Origin of the sequence: Lachnoclostridium sp. An76 (assembly GCF_002161355.1) — a bacterium.
Taxonomy (GTDB): Bacteria; Bacillota; Clostridia; order Lachnospirales; family Lachnospiraceae; genus Mediterraneibacter; species Mediterraneibacter caccavium.
The window spans coordinates 207241-225523 of record NZ_NFHL01000002.1 but is presented as its reverse complement, the minus strand read 5'-3'; the positions used below and the strand labels follow the sequence as shown (position 1 = coordinate 225523).

Sequence of the window (18283 nt, the reverse complement as noted above, 5' to 3'; positions counted from 1 at the left end):
TGTTAGATGATTAAATCACAAATTAGGTGAAAAGTAAATAAAATCTTGCAAATGCACTAATTCCGGTTGAACATGCTCTCCAGGGCGTGAGCGTGCATGGGGCAGAAAGATCTTGAGGCGGCAGGCATCCCGCGGCCCGACGGCAGGAAAGGCGATCAGGCGGGCCCACAGGGCAAAGCGCCGGTGCAGAGATAGCGAAACGCGGCCTTTGACGTACCTGATCGGGGAACTGCATGGATTCCCGGAAATCACGGACTGAAAGAAAAACCCGAAAATACGCTGTTTTTGCCCTGTGAGTATCAGCGGTTTTCTGGCAATTCTTACGCCAATTAAGAAAATCTTCAAAATTTCCCTTACAAAATATTAGAAAATGTAAGTTAATATGCGTTTACCATATAATTACAAGGAGGATGCTGTGAGAAATATTATATGTGTAAACAATCTGTATAAGCTGTACCGCATCGGCGATTCGGCTGTGCGCGCGCTGGACGGCGTAAGCTTTTGCATCAGGGAGGGGGAATTCTGCGCGATCGTGGGCACTTCCGGATCGGGCAAATCTACCCTGCTGAATATGCTTGCCGGGCTGGAACGGCCGACCCGGGGCGAGGTTGTCATCAGCGGGCGGCATATTGAAAAGCTTAAGGAGGATGAGCTGGTAAGGTTCCGCAGGGAAAACGTAGGGTTTATCTTTCAGTCGTTCCACCTGCTGGGAACAATGAATGCACTTGAAAATGTAGCCCTGCCTCTTACGTTCCGGGGTGAAGTGCGAAAGACCCGGATGAAGAAAGCGGACAGGATGCTGGAGCTGGTAAACCTTGGAAAGCACAAGATGCATATGCCGAACCAGATGTCCGGCGGGCAGCAGCAGAGAGTGGGGATCGCGAGGGCACTTGTGGCAGATCCGAAGATCATCTTTGCGGATGAGCCGACGGGAAATCTGGATTCCCATACTTCGGAGGAGGTTATGCGCCTGATGCAGAAGATCGTGAGGGAACAGGGAAGGACCCTGGTCATGGTGACCCACGATCCCCATGAGGCAGAGTATGCAGACCGGGTGGTACATATCATAGACGGGAAGATCGTACGGATACAGGAAAACAGGAGGGACAGTGAGAATGAGAACAAATAAGAGGACGATGTTAAAGAGGACAGCAGCCGCAGTGTTGTGCGCGGCATTTTTACTGCCGATGGCCCTGCCTTCGGCGGTGTACGCGGGAAATGTGCAGGCGGGCGCGCAGACAGGAGCAGACAAGACACTTGCGCGCATACAGCTCAGCGTGGGAGACGGACAGGAGACCCCGGTTTTCCGCGCGGGTGAGAAAGCAAAGCTTCGGATCAGCGTAAAAAATACAGGAAATACGGATGCGCAGAATGTGCGGATCGCTCCGGTCATAAAGTCAGAGGCTGACTGGCCGTTTGAGCTGGACCAGCTGAATTATGACCAGGATCTTGGAGCAGTGCAGGCCGGTGAAAAAGCGGACGCAGTATGGGGCGGCGGAGATGTGCCTCTCACAGTGAAGGAAAGTGTGACCGGAAAGGCATATAAACTGACGTTCCGGATCACATATGATGACGGTGAAAAAGCGTATGAAGCGGAAAAATATGTCTTTGTAAAAACAGAGGCCAAACCCGGTTCCGCGGAAGAAAATCCCTCCGGGGGAGCAGCCTCCGGAGACAGCCAGGGCAGCGGGAAGCCGTCAGGAGATGTCCAGGTCCCCGGCGGGCAGACTTCCGGCGGGCAGGGAGCTGAAGGGCAGACGGCGGGGGCCGGATGGAATGGACCGGCAGCAGCGCCGGAAGCGGGAAGCGTATATAACAGTGAGCCGGCAGTTGTCGGGGGAGGCAGTTCCGCAGGCACTTCCGTGCCGAGGGTCATTGTCACCGGTTTCAGTACTGAGCCGGGAGAAGTGCGTGCGGGAAGCAACTTCAAGCTGATCGTACACTTGAAAAATACGTCGTCCCGGACAGGAGTTTCGAATCTGCTTTTTGATCTTCAGGCTCCTTCGTCGGGGACAGAAGCAGCGGCAGAGGCGCCGGCATTCCTCCCGGCATCAGGTTCCAGCTCCATTTATCTGGACAGCATCCCGGCGGGCGGCACGAAAGATATATCCATAGAGCTCAACGCCAGGGCAGACCTGGTGCAGAAGCCGTACAGTATCAGCATGAGCATGAAATACGAGGACAGCGCGGCGGCTCAGTATGAAGCGCAGTCCAGCCTGGCGATCCCGGTCCGTCAGGAAGCCAGATTTGAATTCAGCAAGATGCAGATCGCTCCGGATACGGTATCCGTCGGTGAGGAGGTGAATATCTCCTGCAGTCTGTATAACCTGGGACGTGTAAAGATGTACAATGTCAAAGCACGTTTTGAAGGGAAAATGATCGATACGCAGGAGCAGTTCATCGGGAATCTGGATGCGGGGGCGACAGGGACGATCGACGCCATCGTAACCGCAAAGAAGGCGACAAAAGGAACCGAAGAATGTAAGCTTGTGCTGACCTATGAGGACGACGCGGGGAATGTAAGCACCTCGGAACAGAAATTTCAGATGACGGTCCTGGAAGAGGCGGCAGTTGAAGACGCAGGGATGATGCCCGAAGCTGTGCCGGAGGAAGGCGGAAGCCCGGGGATCCTGGCAGCAGTGGTCCTGGCAGTCATTGCGGCCGCGGCAGGAGGAACAGTGGCCTTTATAAAGCGCAGGAAGAAAAAGAACCATGAAGCGGAAGAGGAGGAGATGTTCGATGAGGTGGAGCGATTTACTGAGGATGAGCATTAACAGCCTTAAGCGGAGAAAACTGCGGACTTTCCTCACTGTGCTCGGCGTTGTGATCGGAACTGCCTCTATCGTAGTCATGATATCCCTGGGGCTTGGGCTCCAGGAATCCATGTACGCGGAAGTTGAGAAAAATGGTGGGACCACGGGCCTTACGGTGACTGGAAAGACGGACGGGCCCATGGGGTCCGCAGGAACATCCGGGGGTGCCTCCGGCGAAAAGGGACAGAAATATGTCACGGACGACCTGATCAAAGAACTGCGCTCGCTGGAACATGTGAAAAGCGTGGAACCAGTGCTTGATCTGTCAGCTGTGGCAGTAAAAGGGAGATATGAGGGGAGCCTTGAGCTGTGCGGCATGACACAGGAAGGGCTGAGATCGATCAACCTGGAGCTTGAGCCGGGCGGGAAACTGCCTGACGGGGACAGCGCACAGCTGGAGCTGGTTTACGGAAATGCGGTCCTTACGAATTTTTATGACAAAGGGACAGGGAAGGCATACTGGGATACAGGGGAAGTGCCGGACATTGACCTGAAGAATGACAACCTGTTCCTGATCCTTGACCAGGATGGCTATTACCAGTCCCGGAATACCCCGGGAGCCGGAGCCTCGGAAAGCGGGGACGGGACGTCCGGGAGCGGGACGCAGGGTGCACAGCCGCAGGCTGCCCCGAAAAAATATGTGGTAAAAGGCAGCGGCGTGGTGGCTGGCGGTATGGACAGCTATAATACAGACTCGTTTAAAGTATACTGTGATCTTGATAAATTAAGAGAATATCTGAAGAAGGAATTCAGGGGCCGTGTGATACCCGGGCAGCCTTCCACAAAGAGCGGAAAGCCATACAGTAAATTTGTATACAGTTCTGCAAAAGTCCAGGCAGACGATATGGAACAGGTAGAAGAGTTGTCCGCCGCGATCCGTAGCATGGGCTATAATGTGGAGACAAACGCAGAGTACATTGACAGTATGAAAAAGCAGTTTGCCATGGTCCAGGCTGTCCTGGGCGGGATAGGAGCGGTATCGCTTTTAGTGGCGGCGATCGGTATCGCGAATACGATGATGATGTCCATCTATGAGCGGACGAAAGAGATCGGGGTCATGAAGGTGATCGGATGCGGGCTGAAAAATATCAGACAGCTTTTCCTGATGGAAGCCGCATTCATCGGGCTGGCCGGCGGCGTCATCGGAAATCTGCTGAGCCTGGCCATGTCGGCTGTGGTCAATACATTTGTCTCGGGAGGGAGCATGGGGATATCAGGCAATCTGTCCTTTGTGCCGGTGTGGCTTATCCTCGTCTCGACCGCCTTTGCCGTATTTGTAGGCACAGCGGCGGGATACTTCCCGGCGCGCAGGGCGATGGCGCTGAGCCCGCTGGAAGCGATCCGCAGCCAGTGACGGCATATGGAGCAGGAAGAAAGCGGGGACTGCAAAAAACAGGTGACAGAGGGATCATTCCTCTATCACCTGTATTTCCAGATAATCAAAATCAATGGAATCTACAAAATTATCCTGGTAAAACCGGGCTTTTGCATGGCGCTTGAACTCCGCGACCGTAGCGTCCAGCCAGAGCGGTTTGCTCAGATCAAATTCATAGCAGATCTGATCCAGGGCGTTAAATATCTTGTGCGTGCGGGTGTCGTCGGTCTCATCGCAGATCACGATGTCCCGCAGCATTCTGTTATCTTTAAATTCTTTTCCCCATAGACGAAACATAAGAGAACTCCTTGCGCAATAAGATTTCATCCTGCTATTCTAACACAGGCGGGAAGAAAAGTCATCCGCTGAACGGATTTTGGCGAAAATCCGCCGTTGCCTGGGAAGGTGCTTTTTGTTATAGTATTAAAGGGGCAAAGGGGACGTGGATTGAAACACAATCCGCAGGTTCAGAAGAGGAGGAACGCTTATGACAGCGGACGAGGTGATCGCCAGGACAGCTGAGCTGTGCAGGAAGTACCATGCCAGGGAAGTGGTCCTTTTTGGTTCCAGGGCAAAGGGTACAGCCCTTGAGCGGAGCGATATTGACATAGCGGTCTCGGGAGTGGAGGGATTCGACGCGCTCCTGGAAGAAGTTGAGGAGATCCCTACTTTGTATACAGTAGATCTTCTGGATATGGATACATGCGGGAATGGATTATTGTTGGAGGACATCAGGCAGTATGGACGAAAAATTTAGAAGAAGATTCCGGTCATTCGAAAATTCCCTGGATTCTCTTTCGGAGGCGCGCAGCCGCGATATGGAGGATTCATTTGTCCTGAGCGGTACGAGTGCGAAGTTCAGTATTACATTTGATCTGTCGTGGAAATGTATGAAAGATATCCTGGTACAGTATTATTCCATTACCGGTTTCGTGGCGGGATCGCCGAGGGAAGTGCTGAGGGAAGCTTTTGGCGCGGGAATGATCAGCGGCGACATATGGATGGAGATGTTGAAGGTGAGAAATCAGCTTGCGCATGACTATGACGGTGTGATCGTAAAAGAATATTGTCAGAGGATCATCCGGGATTATATAGATAAACTGTATGAATTCAGGGACTGGACGTACAGAAGGGTATTAGCAGAAAATCAGGAGGGAGAAGACAGATGATCAGAGTAGGTAAAGATGCAGATATCGCGGCTTTGGCGGGATATCTGAGCGGCGAGCCGTACGGAAAGGCAATCGCGGCGGTATTAGATGAATTCGGGGCAGAGGCGCCCTTTGAGACTGTGTATATCGATGAGGAACCGGGCGGAGAGGACGCGGAGAAAAAGGTGCGCGGCGTATATCTCTGGCTTCACGGGACGCTTATCCTTTACTGTAAGGAGAACCAGGTGGGAATCGACTTCCTGGAGGAGATGATGGGGATCGAGGCTCCGCGCATGGTGGCTGGAAGAAAGGACAATGTCAATATCGTAAGCTGGCTGCTCACGGATTATAATATGGAGACGGGAAAAGCCCTGCCGGAGTTTACGGATAAAGAAGGCAGCCCGGTGGAATGCCTGGGAAGGGCAGAACATGAAGGCGAGTGGGCAGTCCTGAGAAGATAGGGCACAAGGCACAGAGAGGTAAGGAGCATATGAAAAAGATACTGGACAGGATATTTGTTGACGGGCTGAGCGGGATGGCGCAGGGGCTGTTCGCCACACTGATCATTGGCACGATCATCCAGCAGATCGGGACATTCGCCGGCGGGGACATCGGCGAGCTGATCTATCTGGTCGGGAAGGTGGCGGCAGGGCTGACCGGCGCCGGGATCGGCGCCGGCGTGGCGCGCAAGCTGGATGCAGGGCATCTGGTCATCGTATCCGCGGCGGTGGCGGGCATGGTCGGCGCGTTCGCGGGAGACCTGCGCGCAGGGACGCTGATCTCGGACGGGAGCCTTGTGCTGTCGGGGCCGGGAGAGCCGCTGGGGGCATTTGTGGCGGCGTATATCGCGATCGAGCTTGGGATCCTGATCTCGGGGAAGACGAGGCTGGATATCATACTGACGCCCCTGGTCTGCATCGGAGCCGGCTCAGCGGTCGGTCTGTTTGTGGGGCCGCCGATCTCCGGGTTCATGGCATGGCTCGGGTCGCTGATCAACTGGGGGACCGAGCAGCAGCCGTTCCTTATGGGGATCGTAGTGTCCGTGCTCATGGGGATGATCCTGACTCTGCCGATCAGCTCTGCCGCCCTGGGTGTGATACTGAATTTGTCCGGGCTGGCGGCAGGGGCGGCTACAGTGGGATGTTGCTGCAATATGATCGGATTTGCCGTGGCGAGCTGGCGGGAGAATAAGTTCAGCGGTTTTCTGGCCCAGGGCATTGGGACGTCCATGCTCCAGGTGCCGAATATCGTGCGGCATCCTCTGATATGGCTCCCTGCGATCCTCTCCAGCGCCATCCTTGGGCCGGTAGGGACGATGCTTTTCCACATGACGAACAATGCGACCGGATCCGGCATGGGGACAGCCGGGCTGGTGGGACCGCTGATGACATGGCAGGTCATGACGCAGACAGAGGCAGGTACGATCGTGCTCTTTAAGATCATGCTGATCCAGTTTATCCTGCCAGCGGTGCTGACTCTTCTGATCTCCGAGTTCATGAGGAAGAAGAAATGGATCCGTCCGGGGGACATGAAACTGGAGCTGTAAAAAACAGCAGCTCAGCCGGACGGCTGGGATAATACTAAAAAGAGTATAAAATAGAGTGAACTCTGTGACACAAAACACAAAATATGGTACAATCTTATCTGAGATAAAACGACCAATGGGGGATATCCGCGATGAAAGGTGAACAACAGGTTGAGGCTGCATTGAAGAGCTACGAGGATGTCGATAGTTGGAAAACAGTTATTTTTCTCTACAATGCGGCTCTGAAAGAAGTAGGAACAAAGCTGGAGATATTAAATGATGAATTCCAGCATGTACACCAGTACAACCCGATCGAGCACATCAAGACGAGGATCAAGACGCCGGAGAGCATCGTGAAGAAGCTCAAACGTTACGGATACGAGACATCCATTGAAAATATGGTGAGGTATATCAATGACATCGCAGGTGTGAGGCTGATCTGTTCATTCACGTCAGATATATACCGGCTGGCGGAGATGATCGGCAATCAGAGCGACCTGAAGGTGCTCTCGATCAAAGATTACATAAGGAATCCGAAAGAGAGCGGTTATAAGAGTTATCATATGCTTGTCTCCGTGCCGATCTTCCTGTCTGACAGCGTGGTGGATACAAAGGTGGAGATCCAGATCCGTACGATCGCCATGGATTTCTGGGCGAGCCTGGAACATAAGATCTATTATAAGTTCGAGGGTAATGCGCCGGACTATATCAGCAGGGATTTAAGAGAATGCGCGAAGATGGTATCCGAGCTGGATGAAAAGATGCTCTCCTTAAATGAGGCGATCCAGGCGTGCATCGTGCAGGAAGACTACAGAGACAGTATGGATGATGTGTTGGAAAATGTGATCGGGAACAGAAAAGAACAAAAGCTGCCGGATCTGGAAGCGGCGGGCGAGTGAACAGCAGAAAACGGGGCTGCCCCACTGAAATGATCAGTGTCGGCTGCCCCGTTCTTTTGTTTTAGCCTGCTCCGGGAGTCTACGGCCGGAGCCTCTGTTGTTCAGTCCGGCTCCTGCGGCTTAGTTCTGCTCCTGCGGGCTGCTGTCCGTATTTTTGTCATCCGCCGCGATCTCGGTGATCGACTTTACAAGACCTGCGATCTCCTGGATCTGGGACGGTACGATGATCTTGGTCGCTCTGCCGTCCGCGGCTTTTTCAAATGCTTCCAGGCTCTTAAGTGTGAGCACTGCGTTGTCGGCGCCTGCTTCTTTCAGGAACCTGAGGCCGTCCGCGGTCGCCTGCTGTACTTTGAGGATCGCTTCCGCTTCACCTTCCGCCTCGCGGATCATCTTTTCCTTCTCAGCTTCCGCCTGGAGGATGGCGGCCTGCTTATTTGCCTCCGCTTCCAGGATGACAGACTGTTTCTGGCCTTCCGCTACAAGGATAGTGGATTTCTTCTCTCCTTCGGCTCTGAGGATGGCCTCTCTTCGTTCACGCTCTGCCTTCATCTGTTTTTCCATGGCGTCACGGATCGCGGTCGGCGGGATGATGTTCTTCAGCTCTACACGGTTTACCTTGATGCCCCACGGGTCCGTCGCGAGGTCCAGCTCGGCGCGCATCTTTGTGTTGATAGTCTCGCGGGATGTAAGTGTCTGGTCCAGCTCCAGGTCACCGATGATGTTGCGCAGTGTGGTCGCTGTCAGGTTCTCGATCGCGATGATCGGGTTTGCCACTCCGTAGCAGAAAAGCTTGGGATCTGTGATCTGGAAGAAGATGACCGTATCGATCTGCATGGTGACGTTATCTTCTGTGATCACAGGCTGCGGCGGGAAATCTACGACCTGTTCTTTTAAGTCAATGCGTTTTGCCACCCTGTCGATGATGGGCAGCTTGAAATGAAGCCCTGTGTTCCATGTCGTCAGGTAAGCGCCGAGACGCTCTACTACGACTGCCTGTGCCTGGTGGACGATCTTCACACAGGAGATCAGCACAAGCACGATCAGGACTACGATGATAATGAAAAAAATACCTCCGATACTGATTAATCTGCTCATTTATGATTCCTCCTCATATTTTTCTACGATTAGTTTTACCCCGGATACAGCGACGACTTTCGCCAGGCTCCCCGCTTCCAGGATTTCCCTGTCATCTTTGCTGCGCACGGTCCACTCCTGGCCGTTCACAGTGCTCTTCCCGGTCTGGTCCAGGTTATTGACGGTTTCGGTGAGCTTGATGACCTTCCCGATCTCGCTTTCATAGTTTGTCTTTACCCGTTTCCGGTTAAGGTGCTTCACTGCCCACGGGCGGGTAAAGATCAGAAGCACGCATGAAACTGCGAGAAAGACAAGGATCTGTACCGGCGCGCCCGCGCCAAGGAGAGCGGCGAGCATTGCAGCAAGCGATCCGCCGGCAAACCAGATCGTAGTCAGCCCCACTGTGATGATCTCGATCACGATCAGGATGATAAAAAGCCCGAGCCATATCAGATACGCATTTTCAGCAAAAACCTGAATGATTCCATTTCCCATTGAGTCTCTGTTCTCCTTTCGTAATATTTGCGATTTATAGTAATTCCGTTATTGTTCCTGTGATCATCAGTTGTGACATACCGTACGCTTCATGTGCGGCCCTGGCTGTCAGTTCCATGGATAGTCTGAAAGATCAGCCTCAAAATATCCCCCGCTCGGCACGAACTCTGCGGGACCGGCATCCAGTGTGAGTTCTGTACCAGCGGGAATGATCACATTTCTGATCCTTTCTTCAGGCTCGCCGCTGCTGTTTGATGCCGACAGATATTCACTGTAACCGTTCGGATAGGAAAGGCTTAGTCCAAACCATGCGTATTCATCATCTTCTGCCAGAATAATGTCATAGATACCCTCAGGAATGTCTTCGCCTGCAGTGCTGGTCCCTTCTTCGAGGATAAAGGACCCGGTCAGCGGGTTGGCAGAAGTCTCCTGTGTGAGCGGCTGGGCATTGCCTGTGGTAAATAACAGAGCGCCGCCGCCTGTGATGCTGATTTCGGCTCCGCTGTAAAGGCGGATATCATCCGCTTCTGTGATCTCATTATACTCTGTCTCATCCCCGAACCACAGAGAGTCATAGATAATATTTTCCGTATCAGCAATATGGAGATCAGCGCTGCCGCCCGCGCGCTCTATGTGATAGATCCCCTCCGGGATATGGATGCCGACCTGATAGAAACCATCGCTCAGCGTGACCTCATAATCGGTCCCGTCTTCGGGGATCTCACGGGTCACATAATCATAAGGATCATAGCTGTTAAGATCCAGAGAGCTGTCATCGTCTGAAAACAGCGGCTCCACGGCTGACTGCCAGAAATCTGCCTCAGGCACAGACCCGGTCTCTATCACAGACTTGCCGGCCTGGAACAGAACAGGCCCTGCGATACATATGAATATGACCAGTATGACGATCACAAGGACTGCACGGGATCTTGCCGCTCCGGAACTTTGCCTCTTCTGCCAGGAGGAGACATCCTGTTTCTGACGGCGGGAGGAAAAATCTGCTCCTTTCCGCGCCGGAGGTTTTGCGGTGAATACTGTTTTCTGTGCAGAGCTGCCGGACCGGGCGGATGCAGCTGCCGGTCTCTGCGTCTGACCGGGCGGAGCTTCCGGTGTGTCAGCTTCTCTGGCGATCTCCGCCAGGTGATAAGGATCTTTCAGGTAATTCCGGTCATACATCCTGTTGTCCAGGCCGCAGAATTCACATTTTCCGTTATTCAGCCTGCTTCCGCACAGGCTGCATCTTCCTGCCATATTTCCACCCCCGTTTTCTCTGGCTGTTCTTACAAGAAAAATTATATACATTATAGCAGAGACATGGGATTTTGTGAACTATATGCGGAGAATCCTGATTTTTTTCTGTATCAGTTCAGCCATCGGGCTGAATTGTTACTTTTTTCTTAAGAAAGCCCGATACAGGGCAAAAAATCTTGAAGCGGCAGGCTCTTTTCGTTATACTGTATGAAGGGGCATTTTTGCTGGCTTTTTGGGGGGAGTGGATCATAAGTCAGAGGAAAGCTGAAGGAAAAAGGAATGACAAAAGAGGCAAAGAAAAAGAGTATTGAGATCGGGGCAGGCCTGCTGCTCTATATTATCGCGTGGGCAGTGACTGACCTGAAGGACGTGACAGGAGCGCCGGAGACGGTAATGTTCCTGCTGGCGTATGCGGCGCTTTCGGTGACAACATACTGGGAACAGTTAAAAAAGATCACAAAAAAGCAGTTTCTGGATGAAAACCTGCTCATGATCATAGCGACGGCCGGGGCGTTTGCTGTGGGAAGACATAAGGAAGCTGTGGCAGCGATGCTGTTTTACCAGGCAGGGAAGCTGGTGGAAGAGATCTCGCTGAGCAGGACGAAAAAGTCGATCGCCAGCTTCATTGATATCCGCCCGGAGTATGCAAACCTGAAAGTCGGGGAGACGGAAAAGATCGTGCCGCCCCAGGAACTACTGCTGGGACAGATCATCGTACTCAAACCGGGGGAAAAGATCCCCGTGGACGCGGTCGTGACTTCGGGGACCGGGACTGTTGACATGAAGGCGCTCACAGGAGAGTCAGAGCCCATGGCGGTGTGGGAAGGCGACCGTCTGTACAGCGGGAGCATCAATATGAACAGTGTGCTCGAAGCAAGGGTGACAAAGAGATATAATGATTCCACTGCCGCGAAGATCATGCGGCTCGTGGAGAGCGCGAATGAGAAACATTCGGACAGCATTCATTTTGCAGATAAGTTTACGAAATATTATACGCCGATCGTGATCCTGATCGCGCTCCTTACAGTGATCCTTCCGCCTATGATGTTTATCGAGGCAAAGAGCGAGTGGATCTACCGGGGGCTGATCATCCTCGTAGCGGCGTGCCCGTGCGGGCTGATGGTTTCCATCCCATTGGCATTCCTCGGAGGCATCGGCTCGGCCGCGAAGCAGGGGATCCTCATCAAAGGCGGCAGTATGTTGGAAAAACTGATCCAGGTGGATACATTTGTATTTGATAAAACGGGAACACTGACAGAAGGAGTATTCCATGTCAGAGACATTGTCCCTTTTAACAAGATGACAAAGGAGGAACTGCTGGAAGCCGCCGCTCTCGCGGAATCCTACTCAAAACATCCCGTAGCTCTTTCTCTTCTGGAGGCGTACGGCCGGGAAGTGGATAAAACACGGGTGACAGATATCGATGAGCAGCCCGGATATGGTGTCCATGCCGTGGTGGACGGAAGAGAGGTCTACGCAGGAAATACCCGGCTGATGGACAGGGAGAAGATCCGCTGCCAGGCTGCCGGCGAAGCGGGCACTGCGGTCTATGTAGCGGTTGACGGCGAATATGCGGGATATATCCTGATCTCGGATGTCGTCAGGAAAGACGCCATGAAGCTGATGCGGTGGCTGCGGAAGAGGGATCTGTCCGCTGTGATGCTGACGGGGGATAATGAGCAGGTGGCAGAGGATGTAGCGGGAAACCTCGGGATCGAGAGTGTATATGCAGAGCTCATGCCTGAAGATAAAGTAGAGCTCCTGGAAGAGTTCCGGGAGAACCAGATGGAGGGAGAACTGCTGGCGTTTGTCGGGGACGGCATCAATGACGCGCCGGTCCTGGCGCTCGCGGACATCGGGATCGCTATGGGCGGCCTCGGCGCGGACGCCGCACTGGAAGCGGCGGATATCATCCTCATGGAAGATGAACCTTCGCGTATCATTAATGCGGTCCGTATCTCAAAGGCAACTTTAAGATCAGTAAGAGAGAATATGGTATTTGCCATCGGGATGAAAGTGCTCCTGATCGCAATGGCATTCTTTGGTTTTGTGACAATGCAGAACGCGATCATCGCAGATATGGCTGTCATGCTGATCAATATCTTGAATTCTTTCTGGATGCTGCAGTATCCGGAAAAGGGAGTATGAATTATGGGATCAAAAAGAAAAACAAGACCTGGGAAAATAGCATCCGCGGCAGCGGTCTGCGTCTTTGCCGCCGGGATATTGAGCGCATGTGCCAATCCGCAGAAGGAAGGGACGGCAGCGCTTGAGGAAGGAAATTATGAGGAGGCGCTGGCACAGTTCCAGGAGGCCGCGGACAGCAGTGACAGGGAGAAGTCGGCGGAAGGATACCGCGGGCTTGGCATGGCATATTATGAGTCCGGGGAGTACGCGAAGGCGTTGGAGTCTTTTCAGAAAGCAGTAGACCTGGGAACGAAAGAAACTGTGCAGCTTTATCATCTGATGTCCGTTTGCGGGATGCAGACATGGACAGGAGAGGAAGAGGATGATACCGCTTACTCTTCGGTCCTGGAGTATATCCAGACAGGACTTGCCCTGGCGGATGCAGACGACAGTGAGGAAGCCCCGGACGCGGATATGATCCGGGAGATGAAATATAATGAGATCATATGCTATGAGAAACTGGCGGACTGGGAGAATGCCCGCCAGAAGGCGGAAGAATATCTCGGCGAATATCCGGATGACGAGGCAGTGCAGAAGGAAGCTGAGTTCTTAGAAACACGGTAGTGCGTATGCGCTGCCGGTTTTTTGGTGCGTACAGCATTTCGCAGGGCATCATACGGTGCCGCTGCCGGGGTGATGCTCCGTATGCCTGCATCGGGGGATTGGATCACGAAGGAGAGAAAACAGATGTATGATATGGAACGGATCGAAGAGACGGTCATCCTGGTCGGGATTGACACAGGGGACGGGGATGCGGCTGAGCGCTCTCTCGACGAGCTGGAAGAGCTGGCGAAGACCGCGGGAGCAAAGGTCGCAGGCAGGCTTATACAGGCGAGGGAGGCAGCGCACCCGGCGACTTATCTGGGCAGGGGAAAGCTGCTGGAGCTTAAAGAGCTTATCTGGGAGACAGATGCCGACGGGATCATCTGCGATGACGAGCTGACGAGCGCGCAGCTGGGCAATCTGGAGGCAGAGCTGTCCTGCAAGGTGATCGACCGGACGCTGCTGATCCTGGATATTTTTGCGGCCAGAGCGGCATCCGGGGAAGGAAAGATCCAGGTGGAACTGGCGCAGCTCAGATACCGCGCTTCCCGGCTGACCGGGCTCGGAAGATCCCTGTCCCGGCTCGGCGGCGGCATCGGCACGAGGGGGCCTGGGGAGAAAAAGCTGGAGATGGACCGCCGGCTCATCCGGGAGCGGATCAGCAGGCTCAAGAGAGAGTTAAAAGACGTGGAAAAGCACAGGGAACTCATCCGTGCCCAGAGGAAGCAGTCAGGGCTGAAGGTCGCCGCGCTGGTAGGCTATACCTCCGCGGGGAAGAGCAGCATCGAGAATGCGCTGACAGATGCGGGAATCCTCGAAGATGCCATGCTGTTTTCCACACTGGATACGACGACCCGTTCTCTGATGCTGGACAATACGCAGGAGATCCTGATCACGGATACAGTAGGGTTCATACGCAAGCTGCCCCATCATCTGGTGGAGGCATTTAAGAGTACGCTGGAAGAGGCAAGATATGCGGACATCATCATCCATGTGGTAGATGCTTCCAACCCGCAGATGGACGAGCAGATGCATGTGGTATATGAGACTCTGCGCCAGCTCGGGGCAGAGGGAAAGCCGGTCATCACGCTCTTTAACAAGCAGGATCTTCTCGGAGCGCCGGTGAGGCAGAGGGACTTCCAGGCGGATTACTCGATCCCGGCGTCGGCAAAGACGGGGCAGGGGCTGGACGAACTGAAGAAAGCTCTCCTGGAGATCATCCGCAGGGACCAGATCTATATCGAACGGCTGTATGATTTCTCAGAGGCAGGGAAAATCCAGGTCATCCGCAGCAGGGGACAGCTCCTCTCGGAAGAATATGTGCCCGAGGGGATCGCGGTCAAAGCTTATGTGCCAAAGGATGTGTACGGGAGAGTGTAAGGGATGGCCCCGGCGGACGCTTTTTTCTGTACAGAGATAAGCGGACGGTCGGACTGGACAATTGGACAAGGAGGCAGGAACATGGTAGTGATAGACAGGGGAAAATGTATCGGGTGCGGGCTGTGCGCGGCAGACTGCCCTGCGGAGAAGCTGACGGTGACAGACGGGAAGGCTGTTTATACGCCGGGGTGCATCCAGTGCGGGCACTGCGTGGCAGTCTGTCCCCGGGCGGCGGTATCGATCCCGGAATATGATATGGCGGATGTAGAAGAATATGACAGGGAGACATTCACAGTAGATCCGGAGAATTTCCTGCACGCCGTAAAATTCCGGCGCAGTATCCGGAATTACCGGGAAGAAGCTATAAGCAGGGAAGTGCTGGAGAGGATCCTGGAGGCGGGCAGGTATACGGCCACCGCGAAAAACCGCCAGGCATGCAGGTTTATCGTCCTGCAGGAAGAACTGCCCGCATTCCGGGAATATCTGTGGAGCCAGATGCCGGAACTGGCTGAGGAGATGAAAAAGACAGCGCCTCATTATTCTATGATGTTTAAATTTATGTACCGGAGACAGAGGAAAGACCCGAAGGACGACCCTCTCTTTTTCAATGCCCCGGCGTGCATTTTCATCGCCGCGGACAACCCGCTGGACGGCGGCCTGGCAGCAGCAAACATCGAAAATATGGCTGTGGCAGAAGGCGCGGGAGTCCTGTACAGCGGGTACATCCAGCGGATCACAGAGGGATGGAAGCCCCTGAAAGAATGGCTCGGGACCGGGGACACCCCGGTGGCGTGCTGTATGCTCATCGGATATCCGGCGGTGGCGTATAAAAGGACAGCACCTCGGAAAAAGGCGGATATCATATGGAGATGAAATCTGTATTTGTGGGGGAGCCTGCCAATGGCTGAACGTCCGAAAACCGTCGGTTTGATGCAGGACGTTTTCGCGGCGGGCGGGGATATGGCTCAGGTTCCGGTTCCGTAATCTGGGAAAGACGTAAAAGGGAGAAAGCATGGCTAAAAGCAATTGTCCGGCGGAAGATTCGGCTCCGCCTCAGGCATCCGCCGGACAATTAACGCCACGCTTTCTCCCTTTAAGTCTTTCCGGCAGATTACTCCAAGTCACCGTCGCCATATCCCCGTCCGCCGCGAAAGGCGCATCAAAGGAGCGGTTTTCTGCGCGCATCCGATCGGCAGGCCCCTGCAGGCAAATGCAGGATTTCGAAAGGTGGGTGAAAGGGGAGCTTCTGTGGCGAAACAGGAAGATTTATTAATCGGAAGGGACCGCGGACTTCCGGGAGGGGATTAGCCGTTCGATTTGGCCCAGCAAGCTGTGCCTCTCTGGCTATAGAATTCTGCTAGCTGGGGGAGGGCTATCTTTTGGCGGAAAGGTTTTTCTCGGGGTATGTTTCTGCTGGTTGGAGAAGGTTGCTTTTTGTCGAAGAAGTTCCCCTCTCTCACTACGTTTTTAAACGCTGCATTTGCTGGGGAGCTTCCGGCTTGAGTAAACCAGAAAACAGCGAAGCGCCTTTTTCGAAAACCTTTCAGCACGGGTGTGTGGGTGACTGAGGTGACTGCGGAGGGGCTTGAAAAAACTTGAAATCCGGAACTATGCGTTGAAAGCAGCAGGGGGCTTGTCTGAGCCAAAGGCGAGTTGCTCCCTGCTGCTTTCTGCTTTTAGCATAGTCCCGGATTTCTTAGTTTTTGCTGCCCCGGAGCCCCGGAGCCGAAGCCACCCACACACCCGTGCTGAATACGTCTTCGATATCTGCGCTTCACTGTTTTCGGACGTTTAGCCAATCATCTGGCACCCCCACAAATACAGATTTCAGGCTCAGAATAAGTATGGCTTTGACGGTGTCTCCGGCCAGCTCCCCATTGCCACGAGCAGCTGCAGCCCGACTTCTCTTGCTGTGAGCACGGAGTTCTTTACCGCGGATGCATCCCCGGTCACTGCGACGATGACTTCATTTGAGTGGCTTGTCCCGTTGTCCGGGGTCATGTATTTGATGACTTCCACCGGGGAAGACTTGACTGCCAGATCTGCCATGACCAGGCCGATGGCGGCGGGGGAGCCGCAGAAGAAGCCGAACGGCCTTCCGATGGGCGCGCCGAACGCCATATTAAGGGCTGTGTCTGCATTAGCGGAGTAGGTGAATTCCAGGTGCCCTGCCTGGCTGATGTACAGTTCTCCGGCGTATTTCTCTATATATTCCAGTGCGATCTCCACTGCCCTGCGCACGTCAGAGACATTGTCCCCGCCGATGATGATGAAGCATCCGTGTCCGCCCCAGCCCTTTGTGTCGCGGGGAAGCTCAATGGATACGACTTCCGTATTGGTAGATTTTACTGCCTCGTCCGCCGCGTTGATCTGCCCGGCAGCTCCGGTGCGGGAGCTGATCAGGCCCAGGCTTTTATAGGATTTTTTCAGATCCATCCGTTCCAGCAGGGAGGCATCGATGCCTGGGATGACGAGCCCGATCGTGTCCAGTACGGTCGTTCCGACGAACTCCGTGAGGGAGCAGTCTTTTGAAATCTTTGTCAGGTCATTTACATCTATCATAAGTATTCTCCTAAATAAATTTGGTCAATAGAATGAGAAAGAATGAGAGTGCTGATCGTAAAGCACTTCAGATCAGACCGCCGTCCATGCGGATGATCTGCCCGGTGAGATATCCGGGGGCTTCGGCGAGCATGAGGGTGAGTTCTGCCACCTCTTCGGGCGTGCCGAAACGGCCGGCCGGGATCTCTTCTCTCAGTGCGTTCCGCTCTTCTTCATCCAGCCGGGCATTCATCTCTGTGTCGATCACGCCGCAGGCAATGGCGTTCACCTGGACATTGCTCGGGGCAAGCTCCTTTGCCAGCGCCTGGGTCAGGCCGTTGAGCCCTGCCTTTGACGCGGAGTAGGCTGCCTCGCAGGAAGCCCCTGCTACGCCCCACATGGAGGAGATATTGATGATCCGCCCCTGCTTTCTGGATACCATATAGGGAACAGCCTCCCGGCAGCAGTAGAAAGCAGAAGACAGGTTTGTATCCATTACGGTCTGCCATTCTTCGTCTGACATATCGCTCAGGAGCCCGAAATGGGAGATCCCGGCATTGTTGATCAGTACGTCAAGCCCGTCCGCGGTATGGAGCCCGATCCCGCTGTTGAGTATGTCCGTACTATTGTGAGGGTCTGATACGTCTGTGGTGCCTGAGAATGCCGACGCGCCGCTCCCTGAGATCACACGGAAGATACGGCGGACTTCATCCGGGTTTCCGACGTCTCCGGGCACTTTAGTGCAGGTCCCGCCGAGACCGAGGATCTCTCTTTCGAGAGAGTCCAGCCTTTCGAGAGAGTTCCGGCAGTTTATGAAAACGTGATATCCGGCTTCCGCGAATGCGAGGGCGCAGGCGCGTCCGATACCGCGGGAAGAGCCGGTCACAAGGACTTTTTTTCTGTGCATGGCAATGCCTCCGGGTAAGTTTCTGCGGGTCCCGGCCCCTGTGTCTTCTCTTGAAGGACGTGCATGGAACGAGGGGCTTTTGACCTTGGTGTCATAGTATGGGAGTATTATATCACGGAAACAGGGGCAGTGCCATAAAAAGGAC

At 54.0% G+C, this 18283-nt stretch carries 19 protein-coding genes; 12 read left to right on the top strand and 7 right to left on the bottom strand.

Annotated features, from left to right (window positions below; translation table 11 throughout):
- The first annotated feature begins 382 nt into the window (after positions 1 to 382).
- Genes B5G27_RS05260 through B5G27_RS05250 form a run of 3 tightly spaced genes read left to right on the top strand, consistent with a single transcriptional unit; the run spans position 383 to position 4167 of the window.
- Positions 383 to 1129, top strand: coding sequence for an ABC transporter ATP-binding protein (locus B5G27_RS05260; protein WP_442911426.1), 747 nt, complete (start codon positions 383 to 385; stop codon positions 1127 to 1129).
- A complete protein-coding gene (locus tag B5G27_RS05255; protein WP_087177892.1) occupies positions 1116 to 2774 on the top strand; it encodes a COG1361 S-layer family protein in 1659 nt (552 codons plus the stop codon). Before B5G27_RS05260 ends, B5G27_RS05255 begins: the two co-directional genes overlap by 14 nt.
- Positions 2740 to 4167: an ABC transporter permease gene (locus tag B5G27_RS05250; RefSeq protein ID WP_087177891.1), complete on the top strand. Its 1428-nt coding sequence runs from the start codon at positions 2740 to 2742 to the stop codon at positions 4165 to 4167. Before B5G27_RS05255 ends, B5G27_RS05250 begins: the two co-directional genes overlap by 35 nt.
- A 54-nt stretch (positions 4168 to 4221) precedes the next feature.
- Here the strand turns inward: B5G27_RS05250 and B5G27_RS05245 are convergent, their stop codons facing one another.
- The gene (locus B5G27_RS05245; protein ID WP_087177890.1) at positions 4222 to 4485 is read right to left on the bottom strand and encodes a hypothetical protein; all 264 of its coding nucleotides are present in this window, start codon (positions 4483 to 4485) and stop codon (positions 4222 to 4224) included.
- Positions 4486 to 4675: 190 nt separating this feature from the next.
- On the opposite strand from B5G27_RS05245, the gene B5G27_RS05240 reads away from it, so the two are divergent.
- From B5G27_RS05240 to B5G27_RS05220, 5 genes are all read left to right on the top strand, one after another.
- Positions 4676 to 4945, top strand: coding sequence for a nucleotidyltransferase family protein (locus B5G27_RS05240; protein ID WP_087177889.1), 270 nt, complete (start codon positions 4676 to 4678; stop codon positions 4943 to 4945).
- Positions 4929 to 5357, top strand: a complete 429-nt coding sequence (locus B5G27_RS05235; RefSeq protein ID WP_087177888.1) for an HI0074 family nucleotidyltransferase substrate-binding subunit — start codon at positions 4929 to 4931, stop codon at positions 5355 to 5357. Before B5G27_RS05240 ends, B5G27_RS05235 begins: the two co-directional genes overlap by 17 nt.
- Complete coding sequence (locus B5G27_RS05230) at positions 5354 to 5797, top strand: hypothetical protein (protein WP_087177887.1); 444 nt, start codon at positions 5354 to 5356, stop codon at positions 5795 to 5797. Before B5G27_RS05235 ends, B5G27_RS05230 begins: the two co-directional genes overlap by 4 nt.
- A 29-nt stretch (positions 5798 to 5826) precedes the next feature.
- Positions 5827 to 6882, top strand: coding sequence for a PTS transporter subunit IIC (locus tag B5G27_RS05225; protein WP_087177886.1), 1056 nt, complete (start codon positions 5827 to 5829; stop codon positions 6880 to 6882).
- Positions 6883 to 7013: 131 nt separating this feature from the next.
- A complete protein-coding gene (locus B5G27_RS05220) occupies positions 7014 to 7760 on the top strand; it encodes a GTP pyrophosphokinase (RefSeq protein ID WP_087177885.1) in 747 nt (248 codons plus the stop codon).
- Between the two features lie 120 nt (positions 7761 to 7880).
- Here B5G27_RS05220 and B5G27_RS05215 read toward each other — a convergent pair whose 3' ends face one another.
- The 3 genes from B5G27_RS05215 to B5G27_RS05205 all read right to left on the bottom strand — a co-directional run bounded on the left by B5G27_RS05215 (position 7881) and on the right by B5G27_RS05205 (position 10580).
- The gene (locus B5G27_RS05215; protein ID WP_087177884.1) at positions 7881 to 8855 is read right to left on the bottom strand and encodes an SPFH domain-containing protein; all 975 of its coding nucleotides are present in this window, start codon (positions 8853 to 8855) and stop codon (positions 7881 to 7883) included.
- Positions 8856 to 9329 carry an NfeD family protein gene (locus B5G27_RS05210; RefSeq protein WP_087177883.1) on the bottom strand — a complete coding sequence of 158 codons (474 nt, stop codon included), beginning with the start codon at positions 9327 to 9329 and terminating at the stop codon, positions 8856 to 8858.
- 108 nt (positions 9330 to 9437) lie between these two features.
- Positions 9438 to 10580: a hypothetical protein gene (locus B5G27_RS05205; RefSeq protein WP_087177882.1), complete on the bottom strand. Its 1143-nt coding sequence runs from the start codon at positions 10578 to 10580 to the stop codon at positions 9438 to 9440.
- A 279-nt stretch (positions 10581 to 10859) separates the two neighbouring features.
- Between B5G27_RS05205 and B5G27_RS05200 the strand changes: the two genes are divergently transcribed.
- The 4 genes from B5G27_RS05200 (at position 10860) to B5G27_RS05185 (ending at position 15563) form a co-directional block, all read left to right on the top strand.
- Positions 10860 to 12728: a heavy metal translocating P-type ATPase gene (locus B5G27_RS05200; protein WP_087177881.1), complete on the top strand. Its 1869-nt coding sequence runs from the start codon at positions 10860 to 10862 to the stop codon at positions 12726 to 12728.
- 3 nt (positions 12729 to 12731) lie between these two features.
- Positions 12732 to 13331 carry a tetratricopeptide repeat protein gene (locus B5G27_RS05195; protein ID WP_087177880.1) on the top strand — a complete coding sequence of 200 codons (600 nt, stop codon included), beginning with the start codon at positions 12732 to 12734 and terminating at the stop codon, positions 13329 to 13331.
- Positions 13332 to 13454: 123 nt separating this feature from the next.
- Positions 13455 to 14690 carry a GTPase HflX gene (hflX, locus tag B5G27_RS05190; RefSeq protein ID WP_087177879.1) on the top strand — a complete coding sequence of 412 codons (1236 nt, stop codon included), beginning with the start codon at positions 13455 to 13457 and terminating at the stop codon, positions 14688 to 14690.
- 81 nt (positions 14691 to 14771) lie between these two features.
- The gene (locus B5G27_RS05185; RefSeq protein ID WP_087178154.1) at positions 14772 to 15563 is read left to right on the top strand and encodes a nitroreductase family protein; all 792 of its coding nucleotides are present in this window, start codon (positions 14772 to 14774) and stop codon (positions 15561 to 15563) included.
- 180 nt (positions 15564 to 15743) lie between these two features.
- On the opposite strand, the gene B5G27_RS16580 is transcribed toward B5G27_RS05185, so the two are convergent.
- The 3 genes from B5G27_RS16580 to B5G27_RS05170 form a co-directional block, all read right to left on the bottom strand.
- Complete coding sequence (locus B5G27_RS16580) at positions 15744 to 15875, bottom strand: hypothetical protein (RefSeq protein ID WP_275533029.1); 132 nt, start codon at positions 15873 to 15875, stop codon at positions 15744 to 15746.
- 648 nt (positions 15876 to 16523) lie between these two features.
- Complete coding sequence (pduB, locus tag B5G27_RS05175) at positions 16524 to 17252, bottom strand: microcompartment protein PduB (protein ID WP_087177877.1); 729 nt, start codon at positions 17250 to 17252, stop codon at positions 16524 to 16526.
- A 67-nt stretch (positions 17253 to 17319) separates the two neighbouring features.
- Complete coding sequence (locus B5G27_RS05170) at positions 17320 to 18138, bottom strand: SDR family NAD(P)-dependent oxidoreductase (RefSeq protein WP_087177876.1); 819 nt, start codon at positions 18136 to 18138, stop codon at positions 17320 to 17322.
- Between the last annotated feature and the right edge of the window lie 145 nt (positions 18139 to 18283).